The 22,837-nt window shown below is 61.4% G+C and carries 24 protein-coding genes; 4 read left to right on the top strand and 20 right to left on the bottom strand.

Going from position 1 to position 22,837, the window contains the following annotated elements:
- Window positions 1–2: 2 nt before the first annotated feature.
- From AB5S05_RS06210 to AB5S05_RS06170, 9 genes are all read right to left on the bottom strand, one after another.
- The gene (locus AB5S05_RS06210; protein WP_369286623.1) at window positions 3–1,034 is read right to left on the bottom strand and encodes a PilW family protein; all 1,032 of its coding nucleotides are present in this window, start codon (window positions 1,032–1,034) and stop codon (window positions 3–5) included.
- A gap of 10 nt (window positions 1,035–1,044) precedes the next feature.
- Window positions 1,045–1,482, bottom strand: coding sequence for a type IV pilus modification protein PilV (gene pilV / locus AB5S05_RS06205; RefSeq protein ID WP_369286622.1), 438 nt, complete (start codon window positions 1,480–1,482; stop codon window positions 1,045–1,047).
- Window positions 1,482–1,946, bottom strand: coding sequence for a GspH/FimT family pseudopilin (locus tag AB5S05_RS06200; protein WP_369286621.1), 465 nt, complete (start codon window positions 1,944–1,946; stop codon window positions 1,482–1,484). The genes pilV (AB5S05_RS06205) and AB5S05_RS06200 overlap by 1 nt, the downstream gene beginning before the upstream one ends.
- Window positions 1,947–2,416: 470 nt before the next feature.
- Window positions 2,417–2,989: a GspH/FimT family pseudopilin gene (locus tag AB5S05_RS06195; RefSeq protein ID WP_369286620.1), complete on the bottom strand. Its 573-nt coding sequence runs from the start codon at window positions 2,987–2,989 to the stop codon at window positions 2,417–2,419.
- Window positions 2,986–6,030 carry a pilus assembly protein gene (locus tag AB5S05_RS06190; RefSeq protein ID WP_369286619.1) on the bottom strand — a complete coding sequence of 1,015 codons (3,045 nt, stop codon included), beginning with the start codon at window positions 6,028–6,030 and terminating at the stop codon, window positions 2,986–2,988. The genes AB5S05_RS06195 and AB5S05_RS06190 overlap by 4 nt, the downstream gene beginning before the upstream one ends.
- Window positions 6,031–6,054: 24 nt before the next feature.
- Window positions 6,055–6,552 (bottom strand): hypothetical protein, encoded by a 498-nt coding sequence (locus AB5S05_RS06185; RefSeq protein ID WP_369286618.1) that lies wholly within the window; start codon window positions 6,550–6,552, stop codon window positions 6,055–6,057.
- On the bottom strand, window positions 6,549–7,751 hold the full coding sequence (locus AB5S05_RS06180; protein WP_369286617.1) for a PilW family protein: 1,203 nt from the start codon (window positions 7,749–7,751) through the stop codon (window positions 6,549–6,551). The genes AB5S05_RS06185 and AB5S05_RS06180 overlap by 4 nt, the downstream gene beginning before the upstream one ends.
- Window positions 7,748–8,308: a type IV pilus modification protein PilV gene (gene pilV / locus AB5S05_RS06175; RefSeq protein WP_369286616.1), complete on the bottom strand. Its 561-nt coding sequence runs from the start codon at window positions 8,306–8,308 to the stop codon at window positions 7,748–7,750. The genes AB5S05_RS06180 and pilV (AB5S05_RS06175) overlap by 4 nt, the downstream gene beginning before the upstream one ends.
- Before the next feature lie 8 nt (window positions 8,309–8,316).
- A complete protein-coding gene (locus tag AB5S05_RS06170) occupies window positions 8,317–8,712 on the bottom strand; it encodes a type IV pilin protein (RefSeq protein WP_369286615.1) in 396 nt (131 codons plus the stop codon).
- Between the two features lie 321 nt (window positions 8,713–9,033).
- On the opposite strand from AB5S05_RS06170, the gene AB5S05_RS06165 reads away from it, so the two are divergent.
- Window positions 9,034–9,549, top strand: coding sequence for a GspH/FimT family pseudopilin (locus tag AB5S05_RS06165; RefSeq protein ID WP_369286614.1), 516 nt, complete (start codon window positions 9,034–9,036; stop codon window positions 9,547–9,549).
- A 24-nt stretch (window positions 9,550–9,573) separates the two neighbouring features.
- Here the strand turns inward: AB5S05_RS06165 and ispH are convergent, their stop codons facing one another.
- From ispH to murJ, 6 genes are all read right to left on the bottom strand, one after another.
- Window positions 9,574–10,518 carry a 4-hydroxy-3-methylbut-2-enyl diphosphate reductase gene (gene ispH, locus AB5S05_RS06160; RefSeq protein ID WP_369286613.1) on the bottom strand — a complete coding sequence of 315 codons (945 nt, stop codon included), beginning with the start codon at window positions 10,516–10,518 and terminating at the stop codon, window positions 9,574–9,576.
- A 121-nt stretch (window positions 10,519–10,639) separates the two neighbouring features.
- Complete coding sequence (locus AB5S05_RS06155) at window positions 10,640–11,077, bottom strand: FKBP-type peptidyl-prolyl cis-trans isomerase (protein WP_369286612.1); 438 nt, start codon at window positions 11,075–11,077, stop codon at window positions 10,640–10,642.
- On the bottom strand, window positions 11,070–11,579 hold the full coding sequence (gene lspA, locus AB5S05_RS06150) for a signal peptidase II (protein ID WP_369286611.1): 510 nt from the start codon (window positions 11,577–11,579) through the stop codon (window positions 11,070–11,072). The genes AB5S05_RS06155 and lspA overlap by 8 nt, the downstream gene beginning before the upstream one ends.
- Window positions 11,572–14,403 carry an isoleucine--tRNA ligase gene (gene ileS, locus AB5S05_RS06145; RefSeq protein WP_369286610.1) on the bottom strand — a complete coding sequence of 944 codons (2,832 nt, stop codon included), beginning with the start codon at window positions 14,401–14,403 and terminating at the stop codon, window positions 11,572–11,574. The genes lspA and ileS overlap by 8 nt, the downstream gene beginning before the upstream one ends.
- A 34-nt stretch (window positions 14,404–14,437) precedes the next feature.
- Entirely contained in the window at window positions 14,438–15,364 is a 927-nt protein-coding gene (gene ribF / locus AB5S05_RS06140; RefSeq protein ID WP_369286609.1) for a bifunctional riboflavin kinase/FAD synthetase, read from the bottom strand.
- 82 nt (window positions 15,365–15,446) lie between these two features.
- Window positions 15,447–16,985 (bottom strand): murein biosynthesis integral membrane protein MurJ, encoded by a 1,539-nt coding sequence (murJ, locus tag AB5S05_RS06135; RefSeq protein ID WP_369286608.1) that lies wholly within the window; start codon window positions 16,983–16,985, stop codon window positions 15,447–15,449.
- Window positions 16,986–17,176: 191 nt separating this feature from the next.
- Between murJ and rpsT the strand changes: the two genes are divergently transcribed.
- Window positions 17,177–17,455, top strand: a complete 279-nt coding sequence (rpsT, locus tag AB5S05_RS06130) for a 30S ribosomal protein S20 (protein ID WP_090439927.1) — start codon at window positions 17,177–17,179, stop codon at window positions 17,453–17,455.
- Window positions 17,456–17,551: 96 nt separating this feature from the next.
- Here rpsT and AB5S05_RS06125 read toward each other — a convergent pair whose 3' ends face one another.
- The 5 genes from AB5S05_RS06125 to rplU all read right to left on the bottom strand — a co-directional run bounded on the left by AB5S05_RS06125 (window position 17,552) and on the right by rplU (window position 21,209).
- Window positions 17,552–18,016 carry a CreA family protein gene (locus AB5S05_RS06125; RefSeq protein WP_369286607.1) on the bottom strand — a complete coding sequence of 155 codons (465 nt, stop codon included), beginning with the start codon at window positions 18,014–18,016 and terminating at the stop codon, window positions 17,552–17,554.
- Between the two features lie 9 nt (window positions 18,017–18,025).
- Entirely contained in the window at window positions 18,026–19,144 is a 1,119-nt protein-coding gene (gene proB / locus AB5S05_RS06120) for a glutamate 5-kinase (RefSeq protein ID WP_369286606.1), read from the bottom strand.
- A 68-nt stretch (window positions 19,145–19,212) separates the two neighbouring features.
- On the bottom strand, window positions 19,213–20,433 hold the full coding sequence (cgtA, locus tag AB5S05_RS06115) for an Obg family GTPase CgtA (protein ID WP_369286605.1): 1,221 nt from the start codon (window positions 20,431–20,433) through the stop codon (window positions 19,213–19,215).
- Between the two features lie 168 nt (window positions 20,434–20,601).
- The gene (gene rpmA, locus AB5S05_RS06110) at window positions 20,602–20,859 is read right to left on the bottom strand and encodes a 50S ribosomal protein L27 (RefSeq protein ID WP_003292362.1); all 258 of its coding nucleotides are present in this window, start codon (window positions 20,857–20,859) and stop codon (window positions 20,602–20,604) included.
- A 38-nt stretch (window positions 20,860–20,897) separates the two neighbouring features.
- The gene (gene rplU, locus AB5S05_RS06105; RefSeq protein ID WP_369286604.1) at window positions 20,898–21,209 is read right to left on the bottom strand and encodes a 50S ribosomal protein L21; all 312 of its coding nucleotides are present in this window, start codon (window positions 21,207–21,209) and stop codon (window positions 20,898–20,900) included.
- A 244-nt stretch (window positions 21,210–21,453) separates the two neighbouring features.
- On the opposite strand from rplU, the gene AB5S05_RS06100 reads away from it, so the two are divergent.
- Both AB5S05_RS06100 and AB5S05_RS06095 read left to right on the top strand, forming a co-directional pair.
- On the top strand, window positions 21,454–22,422 hold the full coding sequence (locus AB5S05_RS06100) for a polyprenyl synthetase family protein (RefSeq protein WP_369286603.1): 969 nt from the start codon (window positions 21,454–21,456) through the stop codon (window positions 22,420–22,422).
- 128 nt (window positions 22,423–22,550) lie between these two features.
- Window positions 22,551–22,778 carry a PA4570 family protein gene (locus AB5S05_RS06095; RefSeq protein ID WP_369286602.1) on the top strand — a complete coding sequence of 76 codons (228 nt, stop codon included), beginning with the start codon at window positions 22,551–22,553 and terminating at the stop codon, window positions 22,776–22,778.
- The last annotated feature ends 59 nt before the right edge of the window (window positions 22,779–22,837 follow it).

Below are 22,837 nucleotides of genomic sequence, written 5' to 3'. Positions count from 1 at the left end.
CGCTAATCGATTCGGTTGCGTAAGGCCACCACGGTGCTGAACACCTGGCGCATTCGCCCATCTGCGGCAACGGCCGCGCCATCGAACTCGATCGCCTGATCCTGCGCACCCGGCGCCCGACCATCGCTGACCATGAGCAAATCGATCTTGACGGTACGTACGTCGCCCCAGCGATTGGCCGCCTCGACCTCCGCGGCGGTCATGTACGACTGCACCCCCACGCTGTTCGTGCTGGCCACGCCGAAACGGGTGTGCATCGACTCGACGCCCTCAACGACCTCCTGGCTCTGGGCGGGAACGCTGGACACGTCGCGCACGTAGAGCGCGCGGACGGCCTGGCCATCGACGTCTTTGCGGCCGGTGTCGGCTACATAGAAGATTTTGCTGCTGAAGCCGACCACCCGTGCTGGATCGGTGAAGGCGATATCGGAAAACTTGAAGCCGCCGCAGCTGGCGGCTTTGTCGTTGGTTCCCGCGGCGTGGGACAACGTGACCACGCCACTGCCACTGGCGTTCGGCTTGTTGGTGACGCGAATGATCACCGCCTTCTCGATGTCCATGACCATCACGGCACGATTCTGCTGCATGCTCGGGCAATAGGCGGTGACCTTGATGTTGGCGTTCACCCCGGGCCTGAGGATCTCTCCAGCAGTCAAAAAGGCGCCGCAATTGTCATTGACGAACAGCGAGAGCTGGTCTGTCCCTACAGCCCCCAAGGCGCCGTTGGCGGTGATGCGCTGCGCCCATATGGGCCGATTCATCGAGTTCCATTCGCTGGCGGCGCCATTGGTGCCGACCACGCAGATGCTTTCCTCCGCCAATCGAACGCCCATTCCCACGCCAGCTGGACGAATCTCGGCGGCAAGGTACTGCAGGGCGAATCGCCCATTCTCCTGCAGGTGGCCGCTGGCATTCTGCAACTGAAAGGTATTCTTGTTGCTGATAAACACCTGAAGCACGGCACCACTGATGATCAGGCCGATGACCATGGCCACCATCAGCTCGATAAGGCTGAAGCCTCGTTGGCTCTGCATATCCACTCCGTCAGATTCGCGACACAAAGGAGAAGCGTTGGGCATTGCTGCCGTTTACCCGCTCTTCGCTCCACTGGACGATGACGGTGAACTGATCGCCATTCATGACGACACCGCCGTCGCCATTGGGCAGTTGCCGGGCAAGGTTGCTGCGCCACTCGGCCAGATCGCGCTGAAAGGGCAGGCAGCTCTCCTGCGCCGGATCGCAGGGCAGCGCGGCGCCCACCGCCAGGTTGTAGAAGCCGGCCTGCGCATCGCCTCGCGCGGCGCGCATGCGATCGCCCATCTCGTAGGCCAGGAAGGTCGCGTGGGAACGCACGGTGGCTGTCTGGCTGGCCTTCATCGAGTTGAGCTGCAACGCCGCCAGCCCGAGCAGGCCGACCGAAAAAATCAGCACGGAGACCAGCACCTCGATGAGGGACACGCCTTTCTGCAGTTGCCGATCCATCAGCAGCCTCGCTTTCTCAGTGATGCCGCACCTGACAGCTCGATGGCCAGGGTGCGGTTATAGACATCGCAGTTGAGTTCGGAGTCCTTGGCCAGCAGGTCAAAGCTGACTGCCGCCCCACCGGCCAACTGGCCTCTGCTGTCGAACTCGACGCTTTTCACTCCAGCTGGACTGACGGCGAAGGATGCCAGCGCAGGAAAGACACGCAGTTCCAAGCTGTCACTGCTCCTGAGCACCTGCCAACTGCCATCGGCAGCCAGGGGGCCCTGAATCTTGATGACTTGCGCGCGCTGCACGGCCTCCCTACGGGCAAAGGCAAACATGCCGGCAAACGAATTGATCTCGGTTGCCGCCCGGTTGTTGCGCAGCAACTCGGCGACATTGGGCGCGGCCAAACCGAGGAGCACCGCCAGTACAGCCAGGGTGATCATCAGTTCGATCAGGGTAAAACCTTTCTGCGACATCGCATCCACTCCATAGATGTCATCCAACCAACGTGCGCAGATCGACTCTCCCTTCCCTGCCAAAGCCCCTTCCCTGGACAAACGGCCCAATACTCCAGACCGACGGCTATTTTGCGCCCGAGGATGATACCCGAGTGGTACGACCGTTTTAAATTGCTATCACCGAAAAATGCGACTTGGCCCTGCATTGACGCGTGACAGGGAGCACAACCCAACCAACGGCTCACTTGAACGAGGATCAGCTTCAACGCCTGGAGTCAAGACTTTCGCCAGAAAGGCTAGTCAAAAGGGAGTTCAGCCAACGTTTGTGAATGGCCAACAGCTCGATTACACAAGAACCACGGGAAATCGCTTAAGTACCAGGCAGAACTGCGCAACTGATTCTTGCAAAGCCACAATCACCTCAGATCGTTATGACGCGCCGCCATGTCGAAGTCACACGGCATACACCTATAGCCCCAACTTAAGTGCTAGCAACTAGCATTGTTGGTCTTGCTGACAGAGGCTCGCCCCGTGGCTGTGATGTTGACCACACGCTCCTGACCGCCGACCTCCGGGGTCGCACGACAGACAGTGAGCGTCGCAGGGGTGGCTCCGACGCCAGTTGGCTGGAAACGCATGGAAGCAACGGAGCCGATAATCTTGAAGCCGGATGCAGCCATCTGGTGACGCATAATCACGGTCTCACCCGCATCCAGCACCCCATCATCATCGGCGTCATGAAATACCACCCAGCCCTGATCCCATCCCCCGGCAATGCAGCTCGCACCATCTGCTGACACGCACATCCGAACAAATGCATTGCGCTTTATCGCTTCACTGCGCGCCAACACCGCCCCCGCCACCAGCTCATTAGCCTGGGAGCGCAGCTTGCTACCCAAGGTCATGTCATTGTATGAGGGCATGGTTACCGCCAATAGCGCCGCGAATACGGCAAGAGCGATCATCAGCTCGACCAAGGTGAAGCCGAGCTGACTGGCCGCTGGCATAACAGTCCCGTTACAGGACCGCTGCGAGACCTTTTCCTGCACGCTCCCGATCATTGTTCGATATTCCAGAATACGCGTGCTTTAGGCCGTGCCAGGGAAGAGTACTCGGGAGGCGGCTCGAAGCAATCCAACATGCATATGAACGGAACCTCTTCATCGTTATCTAGCTTCACCGTACCGGCCACCGGAGACGGCGAAAGCCCCCCGCCCTCGAGCACGACAAAACGGTCGCCTGATAGGTTCGAGGCGTCCTTGTATGAAACACTGTAGGCCCGATTGGTTCCCAGACTTGTACAACTGCCGGCAGAAGGAGCGGTTGGCTGATGGGTATTGAACGCCACTTGTCCGAACACTGTAACAGCAGACGTCACCACCTGCTCTGTCGAAGCCAAGCCCAGGTGCCAACCTTTCGGCTTACTATCCAAATCCGCCTGGGACGGAGTCGCACTGGTGGTAATAGCCAGCAGCGAGTTCAGGCAAATCAAATTTGCAGAGCAATTGGCGCTTTCTGCAGTCAGCCAACCAGCATCTGTCGGCACATCCTTCAAGTTAAAGAAGTAATTGGTAACTCCTGCTGCTGAGGTAAAGCTGGTCAGAGGCTTTTCCCTGTCACCAGAGCCGAGCTGCAGGTAATAAGCCCCCTGCGACACAACCACTTCAGGCCCAAACATGAACTTGCGATTTGCCGCACAGTTCGCCGTAGTGGCGCACCCAAGAGAGGCAATCTTAGTAATCGTCCAGCTTGCAGGCGCCGCGGAACCTATGGTGATCCGATAAACATTGCCCCCCATGTCGGCCGCATAGGCATAAACAGCAAGACCACTGCTGTCCGGCACGACAGTGACATCCCCGACCACGCTGCGATCGGTATCCAGCGTTTTCAACAGGTCCCCGGTGTCTGCGTCCAGCACATAAATCTTATTGCCCTTGCTGGAAGCCGTACATGAATTAGGGTCGGCATCCTCGCAAGTATCGTAGCCTCCGCCCATGATCAACATCGGAGACGCACCAGAGCCGTAACCCGAAGCGTTCATCACATGCGCTGATGACCAGGTCTGGCCAATGCCTGTCAAGCCGGTCGAGCAGCCTGTATCGTTGCCAAGATTCGGGCAACCCTTCTTCCACTTCAGCGATGGGCTGGCAGGGTTTGTTACATCGAACGCATAGATCGCCCGCCCGCCACGGCGCATACCGGCGTAGATAAAGGTTTTGTCGACTCCGGCCAGAGTACCTTTGAACGCGGTGATGGGCCCATCGATGCCATAGGCCTTCGGCTGCGGAGCCGGGCTCACAGCGGTGTTCCCCGGATAGCTAATGGTGGTTGTATTGTCGCGGAGACGCTTGATGTTGCCGTAGAACTCTGGCGGGATGAAAGCCCACAACTCCGCCCCGGCGGCTACAGAGCCAAAACCTGCGGTGCGATTTCCATTGATGGCGCGCAGCACACCGTCATTGCCGCCGTAGAACACCACCACCTGTGGAGAGGCCTCGGTACCATAGTTAATTGCTACCGGACGCGAATGAACGATATCGCCATGGGACGAAGGACGCATTTCCCCCGAGGTGACTGCGTCGGTATCTTCATCATTCAGATCCAGGCCGCGCGCCCAATTGATCAGTTCATTTTTCTCAGTTGCGGTGACCGTTGCACCAAACAGTGACGGGGTGATCGCCGCATTGCTGGTATCGAAGTTGGTCAAACTGGTGCAGGACGCAAAGGTCGGATCACAGGTCTTGACCGTGCGCGCGGTTCCTCCACGCAGCAAATAACCCTGCCCGCCCTTCTCGACCACATTACCGTCTGGGTAATTGGATACGTCCGAGTCGGCCACGGCCAGACAGGCGCCTTTCGGCCTGAATGCCCAGTAATTGTCCTTCGTCGTGGGCGTCCAGAAACTGCGAGCGCACTCGGTCACGAAGTTGGTCGAAGTATTGATGGCCGGCTGGCTATCCGCATCCTGCAACTTGAGTACGCCGTTGGTGCGCCCCAACTTATACTGTTTCAGGTTGCCAGCCCAACGTGGAAAGGAATCCTGATCAGGACGGAACATGCCGATAAACACCTGATTGAGATAGGTACCCTGGGTGTTTACGCTGACGGGCAAACTTACCGAGGCAAACACGCTGTTAACCGACTGGATTTCGGAAAAAATCGCGTTCAAGGCATCGGCAATCTGAGTTCCGCTGGCAGTCACATCGAAATACTTGCCATCACTTACGTTCGCGGCGCTCTTCAGCAAAGCTGTCCAGCCGGGCCCCTGGCCAGTCGTGACCTTGTTGATATCGACCGTATAGGTAGTGATACCCATGCTGCTCTTCTTCATGAAGCGCGCCCATTCATCCACGGCATTATCCTGGGAGCCCGAAGGGGAAATGGGGATAGCCGTCTTGCTGCCGCCGGCCGCGACCAGCAGCGCTTCCGCTTCCGTGGTATCGCTGTTGCTATCCTGGTTGGCACCATTGCTGATGAAGATGATGAAATTCTTCGCACAGCCCGACGCTATGGGGTTGGCGTAGGTCGTTCCTGTCTTGGAGGCAAGCGCATTGCCTGTAAGCTCCCAGACTGCCCGCGAGGGGGCCAGTGCTGCGCCTACAGCGGCCGGGTTGGGGTTGTAGGTGTTTCCGGTGTAGTCCGTTTTGTTCTTATTGTTGCCCGCATAGGGCGCCCCGGCGGAAAAATAACGATAGGCCTCGGCCATGGCCTTGGCACTCTTGCCCGAGTTACCCTTGTCATTGTTCGAATCGAAGCTGTTCACCAACGCCTGGTACTTACTCTTGGTGGCGCTATCGAGCAAGCGAATTGCAGCACGCACGTAGGCGCCATCGTTCCCCGAGTTGCCGCTGCCCGTCTCGGTGTACATCATCAGGCCCACTCGAAACTTGTCGACTGGCAATCCAGAAATGACCGAACTGAGCGCAGCCATCTCATTGGAGAATGGCGTGCTCCAGTTACCGGTATTGTCGAGAACTATCAACACATTGGGCGCAGCATTCGCGCTAGGCGGCGTCCCAACAAAGAGATCGATGTCCTCCGCATGCACGGGCATGTTTACTGCCAGCAAGGTTGCGGACAACAACCGAAATAACGTCTTCATGACGATCTCCTGCAAAACGCCCCGTTAAGGACAGACTGTATTTTTCTGAGCCTCGGTGAGCAGCACGCGCACCCCGGAACGTATCGTTGCCAGCGCGCCGCTGGCAGGATCGGTGACCTGGGCGCTGATCGCCCAAACGGTGCTCCACTGAGAGTCCGGAGTGACTACGCCGGCGCGAATACCGCTTTCCTTCCCTATCACAACGGCGGGAACCTCAGATTCACTGATGCAGACTGGCGTGGCAATTTGCACTGTGTAGTCCCTGACGCCGTCATTATTGATGTCAACGTCGATCGATTCGGCACCGGGCGACGTTGTGAAAGGTGAACTGACCACTTGTTCAATGGCGATATTGGCGGCGGCTATCGACTCGTCACGGGCCTGCATATTACCGACCGACTTGAGGCTGGTACCGCTAAGCGTAAAGGCGCTGCCAATGACCAGGGTCAGCAACAGCAACATGATCAGACCAACGATCAGGGTCACACCACGCTGGGATCTGGGTGATAGCAGATGGCTCATGGCGTCTCCCTCCTGCCGGAAATGTTGACCAATCGCACGGCGGTGGAAAACACGTGGCGCTTGAAGCCGTCATTGAAGGGGCCAAGCGTGGTAGCACCCAGGTTGTAGGTTTTGCTGTCGGTATAGCCCGTCGTGGCCGTCAGATTACGCACCAGCAAATGGAGCTTGACCGCGACCACATTAGTGAGGGTATTGGCTGTACAGGGGCTGGCCGTGGTGCAGCGGACGAAACTACCGTCTGGACTTCCATTGCCTCGATTGGTAGGTATCGTGTGGTCAGCAGGGTCGGCCCAGTTAACCGCAGCGCCGTAATCCACGGCGGCGCCAGTCTTACTCAGGCTATCAACCCCCAACTCGACCCGAAACCCTTCGATGCCCTCGATCAATGCTTGTGCCGGCAGGTGCTTTAGTTCGCCGCTAACCGTATCCAGATCAAATTGGGATCGCATCAAAGTCGGAATGCCGTCGCCCGGCGTGACGGAGTAATCGCGAATGTAATAGATACTGGAAATAAACTTGCGCTTCGGCGCGAATAGCGTCGAAGCGGCGTCGGCACAACTTGCCAACCCAGCTGGCACAGTGGTGCGTGGATGAAGGGTGAAGCCGTTGGTGCCGAGCACATAGGCACCGACATCGTCTTCACAGAATGATGCCTGAAAATACAGCTTGCCAGCAGTATCCGCCTCACAGTTGCCCACACCTGGAGTACAGGTTCCCGCATGTCGAACCACAAGGACATCGGTGTTTGCTTGCAGGTTCGCCACGACTCCAGAGCAGTTCCCGGGGACGCCGTCGTGTTCGTAAGCCTGTATCGGAATACCCAGAAGATTGGTTATGTAAGCTGCGCCCCAGGAAGCGTAGGCCGCACAAGGATCTGGGACCGCAGTAGGTACATCGCTGGGCACACCGTCCTCGGCCAAGTCATCAAACTGAGGAATATAGCCATTCCAAAAGCCCGCATGGGCCAGATCACTCTGTATCAACTGAACGGCGAATCGGCCACTTTCGATCTGGGCATTGGTCTTCGCCATCTCATCGTTGGTGCGGGTCAGATCTAGAAACAGCGTCAGTATCGCGCCCATGATCAGCATGCTAATGATCATGGCGACCATCAATTCAATCAAGCTGAACCCCGACTGCAAGCGGCAGCCAATCACACTGGTGCACCTTCCCCGCCAGGAAGCAATCGAACTTGTCATAGCGTAGCCACTCGAACGATGGTGGTGACGACACGACGACAGCGATCATTCGAGCAAACCGAGCCGGCTGGACCGTCATAACTGTTGGCGCCACAAGCCACCCCTGCCGGTGGCGCTGAGAGAGGGGTCAAACCTTGCCAAGTGACTGTCACCATATATTGACCGCTCCCCAGAGACTCAACACAGCCACGACCACCGACCATGGCGCCAACGCTGGCGCCTGAGGAAGTTTCAGCCGCCCCCTGAAGCGCGGCGCACCACTCGCCAGCATCGCGCTGCTGACGCGTAGCGGTGGTGGTTGGACAGGCGCCCCCTACCCCTAACGGACTGGCCGTGCCAGTAACATAGTTAGCTGCGTTTGCACGATTGGTGGCGATACGATTGGCCATGTCATTCAGTAGCATCAACGCTTGAGCTCGCTGATAGGCCTCCATTTCGGACGTCTGCAGACGCGACTGCAAACCGGCGATTCCCAGCAGCCCAACGGAAAGGATGATGATAGTGACCAGCACCTCGATCAGGGTGACGCCGCGCTGGCTAGGGAAAATGACTGACATGGGCATGATCACCACTTCGCAATCGGGGTCTTGACCCCTTGACTGTCGAGAGTAAGGTTCCCATCGCTAGCCTGAGGCCCCGTGGGCACAAATGTAATCGTAAAGGAAGGCACCGCCCCCGCTCCCAGAGTGATGCTGAAGTCATACCTCGCAGCCACATCTGTCGGCAGCACATAGCCGGTGCTGGCCTGGAAAGCGGCGGCATTGGCGGCGGCAACATATGTCCGATTAGCCAGCAATAGCTGCTGCTCGCGATTGGCAATATCCATCATCGCCGACTGCGCCGCTGCGCGATTGCTCTTGATGATGTATTCCTGATAATTCGGATAGGCGATCGCAGCCAGGATTCCGATGATTGCGATAACGATCATCAACTCGATCAGGCTAAACCCGCGCTGCTTCATTCGCCTCACCTTGCTCCCTCTCGCCGTCTGATTGACCAACCTGCCCATGCCTGGGTACGAATCTTTATCCTCGAATACCGCTAACCAGCAGCGAATTTCGACAGCTGGCGCTTTCGCGCCTATGAACGGCCAGCGCGGGCGAAGAACCCGGCGAGCCCGACCAGTCGAAGACCGCTACTTGCAATATCGGCCATGCCAGCTAGAGCTTATAGGCCGGCCGGAGAAATACACCGTCCGGCACGACAGCCGGAGCCGCATCGGTGACGATCGGCACATCCCCTGCCAGGACGGCGGGATACTCGCTTCAGAGGCACGGATGCCATGCACCGTCTCGCTTACGGCTTCACCCTTCCAGAATTACTCACCACGCTGAGCGTCCTCGCGTTGCTGACCAGCATCGGCGTGCCTGGCGCGCAGCAACTCATGGGCAGCCAACAGCTGGTCGCGACCAGTAATACCCTGAGCGCTACTCTGGCCTATGCTCGCAGCGAGTCGATCAAACGGCGCTGGCCGGTGCTGGTCGACAATGGCGACGGCGACTGGACAAGCGGCTGGCAGGTATACGTCGACTCGAACAACAACGGCCAGTTCGATGCAGGGGAGCCTCTCCTTTTGCAGCAAGCCAATCAGCCCAAGGGCATCGTCGTCAAAGGCAATACGCCGGTCCGGCGCTATATTCGCTACACCGCGTTAGGCAACGCCGAATTGCTCAGCGGCGCCTTTCAGGCCGGCACCCTGACTCTCTGCCATGCCACGGGCACGCAGGCAGTCAGGCGCCTGGTGCTGAGCGCCAGCGGCCGAGTGCGCCGGCAGAAGGATGCGCCAGGGACCTGCTGAGCAGTGGCGAACCGGGCACCGGGGTCAGAGCTGCTGGACGCGCAGCTCCTTGGGCATGGAAAAAGTCACGTTCTCCGGCCGGCCCGCCAGTTCGCTTTCAGCCGTCGCCCCCCAGGCCCGGAGCTGGGCGATCACCCCGCGCACCAGCACTTCCGGGGCCGAGGCGCCGGCGGTAATACCGATGCCGTTGACGCCCTCGAACCACTCACGCCGGAGGTCTTCGGCGCCGTCGATCAGGTAGGCCGGGGTACCCATGCGCTCGGCCAGCTCGCGCAGGCGGTTGGAGTTGGAGCTGTTGGGGCTGCCTACCACCAGCAATACGTCGCACTCGGCAGCCAGTTGCTTGACCGCATCCTGGCGATTCTGCGTCGCGTAGCAAATATCGTCCTTGCGTGGCCCGCCGATGCCAGGGAACCTGGCGCGCAGGGCATCGATGACCTTGCTGGTGTCGTCCATCGACAGGGTGGTCTGGGTGACGAAGGCCAGAGCCTCGGGGTTGCGCACCTGCAGCCGCGCCACATCCGCTTCGTCCTCGACCAGGTAGATGGCGCCGCCGTTGCTAGCGTCGTATTGGCCCATGGTGCCCTCGACCTCCGGGTGACCGGCATGACCGATGAGAATGCACTCGCGGCCCTCGCGGCTGTAGCGCACCACTTCCATGTGCACCTTAGTCACCAGCGGGCAGGTCGCATCGAACACCTTCAGGCCACGTCGCTCGGCCTCGTTGCGTACGGCCTGGGATACACCGTGGGCGCTGAAGATGACGATGACGTCGTCCGGCACCTGGTCCAGCTCCTCGACGAACACCGCCCCGCGCGAGCGCAGGTCTTCGACCACGAACTTGTTATGCACCACCTCGTGACGCACATAGATCGGCGGGCCGAAGACCTCCAGGGCGCGGTTGACGATCTCGATTGCGCGGTCGACGCCGGCGCAGAAGCCGCGGGGGTTGGCGAGTTTGATATGCATGGTGACTCTCGGCACGCGGAGACTGGATTGGCAGTGTAATACGACAACGGCGCGGGAGCGCTGATGGCCGCCGGGCGGAGGCAGCGCGGCCAAGGCGCTGCCACTGGAGCGGTGACCCCGCCTAGAGCGCCTTGACCTCGATGATCTCGACCTCGAAACTCAGGGTCTTGCCGGCCAGCGGGTGATTGAAATCGATGGTCACCTGGCTGTCATCGAAGGCCTTGACCACCCCCGGCAGCTCGGCATTGGCGGCGTCGTTGAAAATCACCAGCAGCCCCTCCGAGAGTTCCATGTTCTGAAACTGCGAGCGCGGCATGACCTGCACGTTCTGCGGATTCGGCTGACCGAAACCCTGCTCGGGCAGCACTTGCAGCGCCCGCTTGTCACCGGCCTTGAAGCCGAACAGGGCCGATTCGAAACCCGGCAGCAGATTGCCATCGCCGACCTTGAAGGTCGCCGGGCGCTTATCGAAGGTGCTGTCGACCACCTCGCCGTTTTCCAACTTGATGGCGAAATGCAGGGTGACTTCCTTGTTCGGGCCGATTCGTACATCAGTCATGGGTGACTTCTCCCGAAGGATTGCTTTTGAACATGTCCAGCGCCAGGAGGATGGCGCCGAGGGTGATGGCGGTATCGGCGACATTGAAGGCCGGGAAGTACCAGCGGTGCTGCCAGTGCACCAGGATGAAGTCGACCACATGGCCGAGCAGCACCCGGTCGACCAGGTTGCCCAAGGCGCCGCCGAGCACCAGCGCCAGCGCCGCGGCGAGCCAGGTTTCCCCGGGCTTGAGGCGCTTGAGCCAGACCACCAGCACGGCGCTGACGACGATCGCGATCAACGCGAACAGCCAGCGCTGCCAACCGGAGGCGCCCGCCAGGAAGCTGAAGGCGGCACCGGTGTTGTAGGCCAGGGTCCAGCTGAAATAGCCGGGAATGACCACGACCTGCTGGTACAGACTCAGCACATCCTCGACATAGAACTTGCTGGCCTGGTCGACCAAAAACACCGCCAGGCTCAGCCACAGCCATGGCAGGCGCCCGAATCGGCCGGCATCAGGCATGATGACGGACCTCGCCGGCGCCTTCGATATTCTCCACGCAACGACCGCAGATTTCCGGGTGGGCCGGGTTGACGCCGACGTCCTCGCGGTGATGCCAGCAGCGGCCGCACTTGGCATGGGCGGACTTGACGATCTTCAGCTTGAGCCCTGCTGCTTCTGTGGTTACCGCATCGGCCGGCGCGCTGTCGAGCGGTGCCAGCACGGCAGTCGAGGTGATCAGGGCGAAACGCAGTTCATCGCCCAGCTTGGCCAGGTCGGCGAGCAACGACGCCTCGCCATACAGCGTGACCTCGGCCTGCAGGCTGCCGCCGATGGCCTTGGCCGCACGGAGATTCTCCAGCTCCTTGTTGACCGCGGCCTTGACCGCCATCACCCGATCCCAGAACGCCCGATCCATCTCGAACCCTTGCGGCAGCTCGCTCAGGCCCTGGTACCAGGTGGTGAGCATCACCGACTCACCGCGCTCGCCCGGCATGTACTGCCAGATTTCATCGGCTGTGAACGCCAGGATAGGCGCGATCCAGCGCACCAGCGCCTCGGCGATATGGAACAGCGCGGTCTGGCAGGAGCGTCGCGCCACGCTGTCGGCCGCGGTGGTGTACTGGCGATCCTTGATGATGTCCAGGTAGAAGCCGCCCAGCTCCTGCACGCAGAAGTTGTGCACCTTCTGGTAGACGTTCCAGAAGCGGTACTCGCCGTAGGCCTCCTCCACCTCGCGCTGCAGCAGCAGCGCGCGATCCACCGCCCAGCGATCCAGGGCCAGCATGTCGGCAGCCGGCAGCAGGTGCTGCGCCGGATCGAAGCCGCTGAGGTTGGACAGCAGGAAGCGCACGGTGTTGCGGATGCGCCGGTAGGAGTCGGCGCTGCGCTGGAGGATGACCTTGGACACGGCCATCTCGCCGGAATAGTCGGTGGACGACACCCACAGGCGCAGAATGTCGGCGCCCAGGCTGTCGTTGACCTCCTGCGGGGCGACCACATTGCCCAGCGACTTGGACATCTTGCGACCGTTCTCGTCGACCACGAAACCGTGGGTCAGCAGTTCCTTGTAGGGCGCATGGCCGTCGATCGCGCTGCCGGTCAACAACGACGAATGGAACCAGCCACGGTGCTGGTCGGAGCCCTCCAGGTAGAGGTCCGCGCGCGGGCCGCTGGTATGGCCGAGCGGGTGCGAGCCGCGCAGCACGTGCCAGTGGGTGGTGCCGGAGTCGAACCAGACGTCCAGGGTGTCGCTGATCTTGTCGTACTGCGCGGCCTCGTCACCGAGCAGCTCGGCGGCATCCAGCTTGAACCAGGCCTCGATGCCCTGCTGCTCGACGCGCTCTGCCACCGCCTCCATCAACTCGACGGTGCGCGGGTGCAGGTCGCCGCTCTCCTTGTGCAGGAAGAACGGAATCGGCACGCCCCAGTTACGCTGGCGCGAGATGCACCAGTCGGGACGCCCGGCGATCATGCCGTGCAGGCGCGCCTGGCCCCAGGCCGGAACGAACTTGGTCTGCTCGACGGCGTCCAGCGCGCGGCGACGCAGCGAGCTGCCATCGTTGATGACCTTGTCCATGCCGACGAACCACTGCGCGGTGGCGCGGTAGATCAGCGGGGTCTTGTGCCGCCAGCAGTGCATATAGCTGTGGCGGATGGGCTCGTGCTTGAGCAGGCTGCCGACCTCGGCCAGCTTGGCGACGATATTCGGGTTGGCCTTCCAGATGTACTGGCCGCCGAAGAACGGCAGCGATTCGACGTAGACGCCATTGCTCTGCACCGGGCTGAGGATCTCGTCGTTGCTCATGCCGTAGCCGGTGCAGGAGCGGAAGTCGTCTTCGCCATAGGCCGGCGCCGAGTGGACAATACCGGTGCCGGCATCCAGGGCCACGTAGTCGGCCAGGTAGATGGGGGCGAAACGCTCGTAGAAGGGATGACGGAAGCGGATCAGCTCCAGCGCCTGGCCTTTCGCCGTGGCGATCACCTCGCCTTGCAGGCCGTAGCGCTGCAGACAGCTTGCGACCAGCTCTTCGGCCAGCAGCAGCAATCGGTCGCCGCAGTCGACCAGGGCGTAGTCGAATTCGGGGTGCACGTTGAGCGCCTGGTTGGCCGGAATGGTCCAGGGCGTGGTGGTCCAGATCACCACGCTGGCCGGCTTGGCCAGGCTGGCGAGACCGAAGGCGGTGCCCAGCTTGTCAGTGTCTTCGCAGGCGAAGGCGACATCGATGGCATCGGACGTCTTGTCCTGGTATTCGACCTCGGCCTCGGCCAGGGCCGAGGCGCAGTCGAAGCACCAGTTGACCGGCTTCAGCCCCTTGAACACGAAGCCCTGCTTGACCATCTCGGCCAGGGCGCGGATCTCGCCGGCCTCGTTGGCGAAATCCATGGTCTTGTACGGATTGGCCCAGTCGCCGAGCACGCCGAGACGGATGAAGTCGGCCTTCTGCCCTTCGATCTGCTCGCCGGCATAGGCGCGGCAGCGCTCGCGGGTCAGGTCAGCCGGCTGGTTCTTGCCGAAGGTAGTTTCCACCTTGTGCTCGATCGGCAGACCGTGGCAGTCCCAGCCCGGCACATAGGGGGCGTCGTAGCCGGCCAGGGTCTTGGAACGGGTGATGATGTCCTTGAGGATCTTGTTGACCGCATGGCCGATATGAATACTGCCGTTGGCGTAGGGCGGGCCATCGTGCAGGACGAACTTGGGCCGACCCTCGCCAATCTGCCGCAGCTTCTGATACAGGCCAATGTCATTCCAGCGCTGCAGGGTCTGCGGCTCGCGCTGCGGCAGGCCGGCCTTCATCGGAAACTGGGTGTCAGGCAGGTTTAGCGTGGCTTTATAGTCGGTCATCTCAGGCTCTTCTAAGCGGTTGGCACTAGGTGCTTTAAGTGCGCCAATGGGCACGGGCAGCGGCAATATCGGCAGCAATTGCCGTCTTCAGTGCCTCGAGTGAGGCGAAACGCTGCTCATCGCGCAGCTTGTGGTGGAACGCCACCGTCAAACGCCGGCCATACAGGTCACCGGCAAAGTCCAGCAAATGCACCTCGAGGTGGGCCTGACCATCGCCGGCCACGCTCGGTCGCACGCCAATATTGGCGACGCCGGGCCAGGGCCGGCCATCGATCAGGGTGCTGACCAGATAGACCCCGCTCAGCGGCACCCGGCAACGCTTGAGCTGGATATTGGCCGTCGGCGCCGCCAGTTGACGACCCAGCTTCTGCCCGTGCAGCACCCGTCCGGCAATCTGAAACGGCCGCCCGAGCAGGCGCTCGGCCAGTTCGAAGTCGCCGGCGGCCAGCGCCCTGCGCACGCCGGTGCTACTGACCCGCACACCGTCCAGTTCGACAGTCGCCGCGGCCTCGACCGTGAAGCCCTCGCGCGCGCCGGCCTGCTCCAGGAAGGCGAAGTCACCGTCACGATCACAACCGAAACGGAAGTCGTCGCCTACTTCCAGATGCTGCACGGCCAGGCCGTCGACCAGCACCTTCTGCACGAACTCGGCAGCGCTCAGCTCGCGCAAGCGGCGATTGAAGGCCAGGCACAGCACGCGGTCGACGCCTTCGGCAGCCAACAAGGCCAGCTTGTCGCGCAAGCGACTCAAGCGTGGCGGCGCCGTATCCGGGGCGAAAAACTCGCGCGGTTGCGGCTCGAAGATCACCACACAACAGGGCACACCCAACTCGGCCGCACGCTCACGCATGCGCGCCAGGATGGCCTGATGGCCACGATGGACGCCGTCGAAGTTGCCGATGGTGGCGACACAGCCCCGATGCTGGGGCCGCAGATTGTGAAGGCCTCGAACCAGCTGCATAACGCGCTTCTTGCTCATAAAGTGGTCGATTATACGCACACCGGCCGACGGACAACAGGCGGCAAGCACCCGCCAGTGGCAATCAATTCAATGCCCTGCGGGCGAAGTCTCGCAAGCGGAAGCCGAGCAGCAGCAGCATGCCGAAGTAGCTCACCAACCCGATCGACACCAGCCCCCCCAGACGCAACAGGCGCAGCAACATATTGCCCTCACTCCAGGCCGGCATGAAATGCATGGCCAGCGCCAGCACGCCCCCCATGGCCGCCACCGCCAGCAGCAATTTGACCAGGAACAGGCCCCAACCAGGCTGCGGCTGAAAATAATCGCCCTTGCGCAACTGCCAATAGAGCAACCCGGCATTCAGGCAGGCCCCCAGACCGATCGCCAGGGCCAAGCCGGCATGCGCCAAAGGCCCGATCAGGGCGAGGTTCATCAGCTGGGTGGCGACCAGCGTCACCACGGCAATGCGCACCGGCGTGCGGATGTTCTGCCGGGCATAGAAGCCCGGGGCGAGAATCTTCACCAGGATGATGCCGAGCAGCCCCACCGCATAGGCCATCAACGCGCGCTGGGTCATCAGCGCATCATGGGCGGCGAACTTGCCGTACTGGAACAACGAAACCGTCAAGGGTTCGGCCAGTACCGCCAGGGCCACCGCACTGGGCAATGCCAGCAGAAAGGACAGGCGCAGGCCCCAGTCGAGCAACCGCGAGTACTCCTGGCGATCGGCGCTGGCATGGGTCTTCGACAGGGCCGGCAACAGGATGGTGCCCAGCGCCACCCCGAGCACGCCCGCCGGCAGCTCCATCAGGCGATCGGCGTAGTACATCCAGGACACCGAGCCGGCGACCAGGAAGGAGGCGAAGATGGTGTTGATGATCAGCGATATCTGACTCACCGACACGCCGAAGATGGCCGGCCCCATCTGCCTGAGCACCCGCCATACCCCCATATCCTTGAGGTTCAGCCGCGGCAGCACCAGCATGCCGATCTTCTTCAGGTGCGGCAGCTGGTAGAGCAACTGCAGCAAACCGCCGACCAGCACAGCCCACCCCAGGGCCATGATCGGCGGATTGAAGTAGGGCGTCAGCCACAAGGCGAATACGATCATGCTGACATTCAGCAGCGTCGGCACGAAAGCCGGCACCGAAAAACGATTCCAGGTGTTGAGTACCGCCCCGGCAAGCGACGACAGGGAGATCAGCAATATATAGGGAAAGGTCACCCGCAGCAGATCGGTGGTCAGGGAGAAGCGATCGGGCTCATCGGCGAAACCCGGAGCGGAAATCCAGACGATCCAGGGCGCGGCCAGAATGCCGACCAGGGTGACCAGCGCCAGCACCAGCGTCAGCAGACCGCTGACGTAGGCGACAAAGGTACGAGTCGCCTCATCGCCCTGCTGGGTCTTGTACTCCGCCAGGATCGGCACGAACGCCTGGGAAAACGCGCCCTCGGCGAAGATGCGGCGCAACAGATTGGGCAGCTTGAAAGCCACCACGAAGGCATCCGATGCCACGCTGGCGCCGAAGATGCGCGCGATGATGGTATCGCGCACGAACCCCAGCACACGGGACAGCATGGTCAGCGAGCTGACGGCAGCCAGCGACTTGAGCAGATTCATGTAATAATTCGACTTCCGCGAGCGAACACGCCAGCGGACAATTCACCGGCGCGCGAAGGCGACGAGTGTAGCGGCCTGCCACTGGTCAGGCCAGCAGGGATAAATGCCAACAGGCTTGACAGGCGCCCCTCAGCTCGGCATGATTCGCGGCCTTATTTGTTTGTATCCCCCAGATTTCGAGGAGCTTGACGGTGGCCAATACACCTTCTGCCAAAAAACGCGCCAAACAGGCTGAGAAGCGTCGTAGCCATAACGCCAGCCTGCGCTCCATGGTCCGCACTTACATCAAGAACGTGGTCAAGGCGATCGACGCCAAAGACCTCGAGCTGGCCAAGACTGCCTACACCCTGGCTGTACCGGTAATCGACCGCATGGCCGACAAGGGCATCATCCACAAGAACAAGGCAGCGCGCCATAAAGGCCGCCTGAACGCCCACATCAAGGCGCTCGGCGAAGCTGCTGCAGCCTAACAAGCTGTCAGTTCTCGAAAAAACCGGCCTTCTGGCCGGTTTTTTATGACCCTGAAAAACCAAAATACCCGAGTACGACTCGGGTTTTCTTTGTGATCAGGGCCTGTCCGGCCAAGGCAGGATCGGAATGGCCGTTACCGCATTGTGCGGACTACCCTCGATGACTCGGTCGCTGTAAACCAGGTACACCAACGCATTACGCTTCTCATCGAAAAAGCGCACCACCTGCATGGTCTTGAACACCAGGGAGGTACGCTCGCGAAACACCTCCTCGCCGGCCCGCAACTCACTGCGAAACCGAATGGGTCCGACCTGGCGACAGGCGATCGACGCCTCGGCGCGATCTTCGGCCAACCCCAAGCCACCCGACAGACCACCGGTCTTGGCCCGCGACAGATAGCAGGTCACCCCCTCGACCTTGGGATCATCGAACGCCTCGACGACGATCTTGTCATTCGGCCCCACCCACTTGAATACCGTGGAAACCTCGCCGATCTGCTCGGCGACCGCAACCAGCGGCAGCATCAGCAGTACGCCAAGCAATCCTCGAGCAACCGGCATGACGCGCCCCTAGACCAGAATCAGATTGTCCCGATGAACCAACTCGGGCTCGTCGACATACCCCAGCAACCCCTGGATCGCATCCGACGGCCGACCAATGATCTTCTGCGCCTCCAGCGCACTGTAGTTGGCCAAGCCACGCGCGATCTCGCGACCATCGGGAGCGACACAGACCACCATTTCGCCCCGGCGAAAACTGCCCTGCACCGACTTGACCCCGACCGGCAACAGGCTCTTGGTGCCAGTGGACAGCGCCTTGACCGCCCCCTCATCGAGCACCAGCGTACCCCGGGTCTGCAGATGCCCCGCCAGCCACTGCTTGCGTGCCGCCAGCAGACCACGCTCGGGCGCCAGCAGAGTCCCCAGACGCTCTCCCGCCTTGAGCCGCGCCAACACCTGCTCGATCGCCCCACCAACGATCACCGTGTGCGCTCCCGAGCGAGCCGCCAACCGCGCCGCGCGCAACTTGGTCTGCATGCCGCCGCGCCCCAGCGCACCACCGACACCACCGGCCACGGCGTCCAGCGCCGGATCGTCGGCGCGCGCCTCGTGAATCAGCTCGGCCTGAGGGTTATGCCGCGGATCGGCGTTATACATGCCATCCCGGTCGGTCAGTATCACCAGCAGATCGGCCTCGACCAGGTTGGCCACCAGCGCCGCGAGCGTGTCGTTGTCGCCGAAACGGATCTCGTCGGTGACCACGGTATCGTTCTCGTTGATCACCGGCACCACATCCAGGTCGACCAGGGTGCGCAAGGTACTGCGGGCATTGAGGTAGCGCTTGCGATCCGACAGGTCGTCATGGGTCAGGAGGATCTGCGCGGTGCGCCGGGCGTGCTCGGCGAAGCTCGACTCCCAGGCCTGGATCAGCACCATCTGTCCGATGGCCGCCGCCGCCTGCAACTCATGCATGGTACTGGGGCGCAGCGCCCAGCCGAGGCGACTCATCCCTGCCGCCACCGCCCCCGAGGACACCAGGACCAACTCCACGCCCTGCTCGCGCAGCGCCACCATCTGCCTGACCCACACCGCCATCGCCGCACGATCCAGGCCCCGCCCATCGGCGGTCAACAGCGCACTACCAATCTTCACCACCCAGCGCCGCGCGCCGGTCACCTTGTCACGCATGATCTTCCAACCCCAGCAGCGACCCGTCATTACAAAAACGCCGCAATTAAGCGGCGCTGAATAGTTGCTTAATCCCGGACGTAAATAATTTCCGGGCCATCCTCATCATCCTCTTCATCCCAGAAGCCGTCATCCTCCTCGGCGCCGACTGCCTTGACCCCGGCGCGACGCAGCGCGCGCTGATCATCCAGCGCCTGCAGCTGCGCCCGCGCCTCGTCTTCGATGCGCTGATTAAGGGCGCCCAACTCGGCGGCGAACTCGGGATTCTCCTGAATGCGCTCGGCGCGCGCTTCGAGGTAATCCATGATGTCGTAGCACAATTGCTCGGTACCCTGACGGGCCAGGGCGGAAATCACATAGACCGGCCCCTTCCAGTCGAGCCGCGCGACGATCTCGGCGACCCGCGCCTGCTGCTCCTCGTCGGGCATCTGGTCCGCCTTGTTCAGCACCAGCCAGCGATCGCGCTCGGCCAGCGCCGGACTGAACTTGGTCAGCTCCTCGACGATGGTCGCCGCCGACTCGGCCGGATCGGTCAGATCCAGCGGCGCCATGTCCACCAGGTGCAGCAGCAGACGGGTACGCGCCAGATGCTTGAGGAAGCGAATGCCCAGGCCAGCCCCATCCGAGGCACCCTCGATCAAGCCGGGAATATCGGCGACCACGAAGCTCTTGTAGCGATCGACGCTGACCACCCCCAAATTCGGCACCAGGGTGGTGAACGGGTAGTCGGCGACCTTCGGCTTGGCCGCCGACACCGAGCGAATAAAGGTGCTCTTGCCGGCATTCGGCAGGCCGAGCAGACCGACATCGGCCAGCACCTTCAGCTCCAGCTTGAGGTCGCGCGCATCGCCCGGCTTGCCTGGCGTGGTCTGCCGCGGCGCCCGATTGGTGCTGGACTTGAAGCGGGTATTGCCCAGGCCGTGCCAGCCACCCTGAGCCACCAGCAAGCGCTGACCGGCCTTGGTCAGGTCGCCAATCACCTCCTGGGTCGAGGCATCGATCACCGTGGTGCCAACCGGCACCGGCAGGATCAGGTCCTCACCCTTGCTGCCCGTGCAATCGGTACTGCCACCCTTCTCGCCGTTCTGCGCCTGGAAGCGACGGGTATAGCGGTAGTCCACCAGGGTGTTGAGGTTTTCGTCAGCCTCGATGTAGACCGAGCCACCATCACCACCATCGCCCCCGTTGGGGCCGCCCTTTTCGATGAACTTCTCGCGGCGGAAGCTCATCATGCCGTTACCACCGTCACCGGCCTTTACATAAATCGACACTTCATCGACGAATTTCATGGGATACGCCTCCCGCATCTCGGCGGGTTAACTACAGCAAGGAACACCAGGTTCTTGCAAAATTGACCTGCGCTCTAGACGAACGCTACACCCAGGACAGTTTGGCAAGAACCCCAAGAAACAAAAAAGCCCCGTCGCATGGACAGGGCTTTTCCAGCAACCGCGCGATTAGGCCGCGACGACGCTCACGTAACGACGACCGAAGGCGCCTTTTACTTCGAACTTGACCACGCCTTCGACCTTAGCGAAGAGGGTGTGATCCTTGCCCATGCCTACGCCGTAACCGGCGTGGAACTGGGTGCCGCGCTGACGCACGATGATGTTGCCGGCCTTGATGACCTGACCGCCATACATCTTCACGCCAAGGCGTTTGGCTTCTGAGTCGCGACCGTTGCGGGTACTACCGCCAGCTTTTTTGTGTGCCATGAGTCAATACTCCTATAAAGGGATTAGGCCGAAACGAATCAGGCCTGAATACCGGTGATTTTGATCTCAGTGAACCACTGACGGTGGCCCTGACGCTTCATGTGGTGCTTACGACGACGGAACTTGATGATGGTGACCTTGTCGTGACGGCCTTGGCCAACCACTTCAGCCACAACCTTGGCACCATCAACAACCGGCGCGCCGATTTTCACGTCGTCACCGTTGCCGACCAGCAACACACGGTCGAAAGTCACGGCTTCGCCAGTGGCGAGTTCGAGCTTTTCGACCTTGAGGAATTCGCCTTCGGTGACCTTGTATTGCTTGCCACCAGTAACAATCACTGCGTACATGGTAAATCTCCGTTAATCCTGCTCACCCAGCGCTTTATAGGAATAGTCGTCGGCTGGCATGGCTGCTCGGGGCCGGAAGGACGCCCTTGCAATTGCGTAAGGCAGGGAAATGCCCAGGGGGAAGTTCAGGGTGCGCGATTGTACGCAAGCCAGCGACACCATGCAAGCACCCAGGGGCCTTGCCTTGACAGGCCAACACCCGCCCCCTAGCATGCCGCGCAACCTTCGAGGAGCACTGTCGCTGATGCAACCCCAGGCATTCTACCGCGTGGTGGCGGACGATTTTACCGCTGTCGACGGCATCATCCGCCAGCAGCTCGTATCGCGCGTGCCGCTGGTGGAGAAGATCGGCGACTATATTATCTCCGCCGGCGGCAAACGTCTGCGCCCGCTGCTGGTGCTGCTCAGTGGCAAGGCCCTCGGCCTGAGCGACGACCGCCTGCGCCTGCTGGCCGCCACCATCGAATTCCTGCACACCGCCACCCTGCTGCACGACGATGTGGTCGACATGTCCGACATGCGCCGCGGGCGCAGCACGGCCAACGCCCAATGGGGCAACGCCCCCAGCGTGCTGGTGGGCGACTTCCTCTATTCGCGCTCCTTCGAGATGATGGTCGAACTCGGCTCCATGCCGGTGATGCAGATCCTCTCCAAGGCCACCCGGGTGATCGCCGAAGGCGAGGTGCTGCAGCTGACCAAGATTCGCGACGCCAGCACCACCGAAGACATCTACATGGAGGTTATCCGCGGCAAGACCGCCATGCTGTTCGAGGCCTCGACCCACAGCGCCGCCGCACTGGCCGGCGCGACTCCCGAGCAAACCGAGGCCCTGCGCACCTTTGGTGATCATCTGGGCGTGGCCTTCCAGCTGGTCGACGACCTGCTCGACTACCGCGGCGACGCCACGACCCTGGGCAAGAACGTCGGCGACGACCTGGCCGAAGGCAAACCGACCCTGCCGCTGATTTATACGATGCGCGAAGGCACGCCCGAGCAAGCCATGCTGGTGCGCCAGGCGATCCAGAAAGGTGGCATCGAGGATCTGGAAAGCATCCGCGATGCCGTCGAAGCCGCCGGCGCCCTGGACTACACCGCACGCCAGGCGCGCGACTTCGCCGAACGCGCAATCGCTTGCCTGGAGGTCCTGCCCGCCGGCGAATACCGCGACGCCCTGATCGAACTGAGCCGCTTCGCCGTCGCCCGCACCCACTAAACAACCGCCTGCCAACAAAGCCCGTCCATAGTGACGGGCTTTTTATTGACCGGCGCGAGGAACAATTAGCGCTTGCTATTAATTGAATAGGAATTATTCTCATCTACTCGCACCCAAGGAGATGAGCCATGACCTACTTGATTGACGCCTGGCTGGACAGGCCGCAACCCTACCTGCGCATCCTCAACCGCAATACCGGCGAAGTCTGCGCGACCCTGGAGGCAGCGGCTCTGGATGAGCTGCGCGACCTGGGCGAGCTGGATCTGCACGAACTGGGCTCCAGTGAGCCGCTGGTGCTCAAGGAGCTGGTACGCAACCTGTTTCTCTACTGTTACGCGCGGGCATTGCGCCCGTGACGGCTGCACCAGCGGTGCAGATGCCCCGGCCAACTGTCACCGGGGTATCCGCACCGCAC

The organism is Pseudomonas zhanjiangensis, assembly GCF_041027545.1.
Lineage (GTDB): Bacteria > Pseudomonadota > Gammaproteobacteria > Pseudomonadales > Pseudomonadaceae > Aquipseudomonas > Aquipseudomonas zhanjiangensis.
Note: the sequence above shows the minus strand (reverse complement) of the source record. Positions and strands in the feature narration are given on the sequence as shown.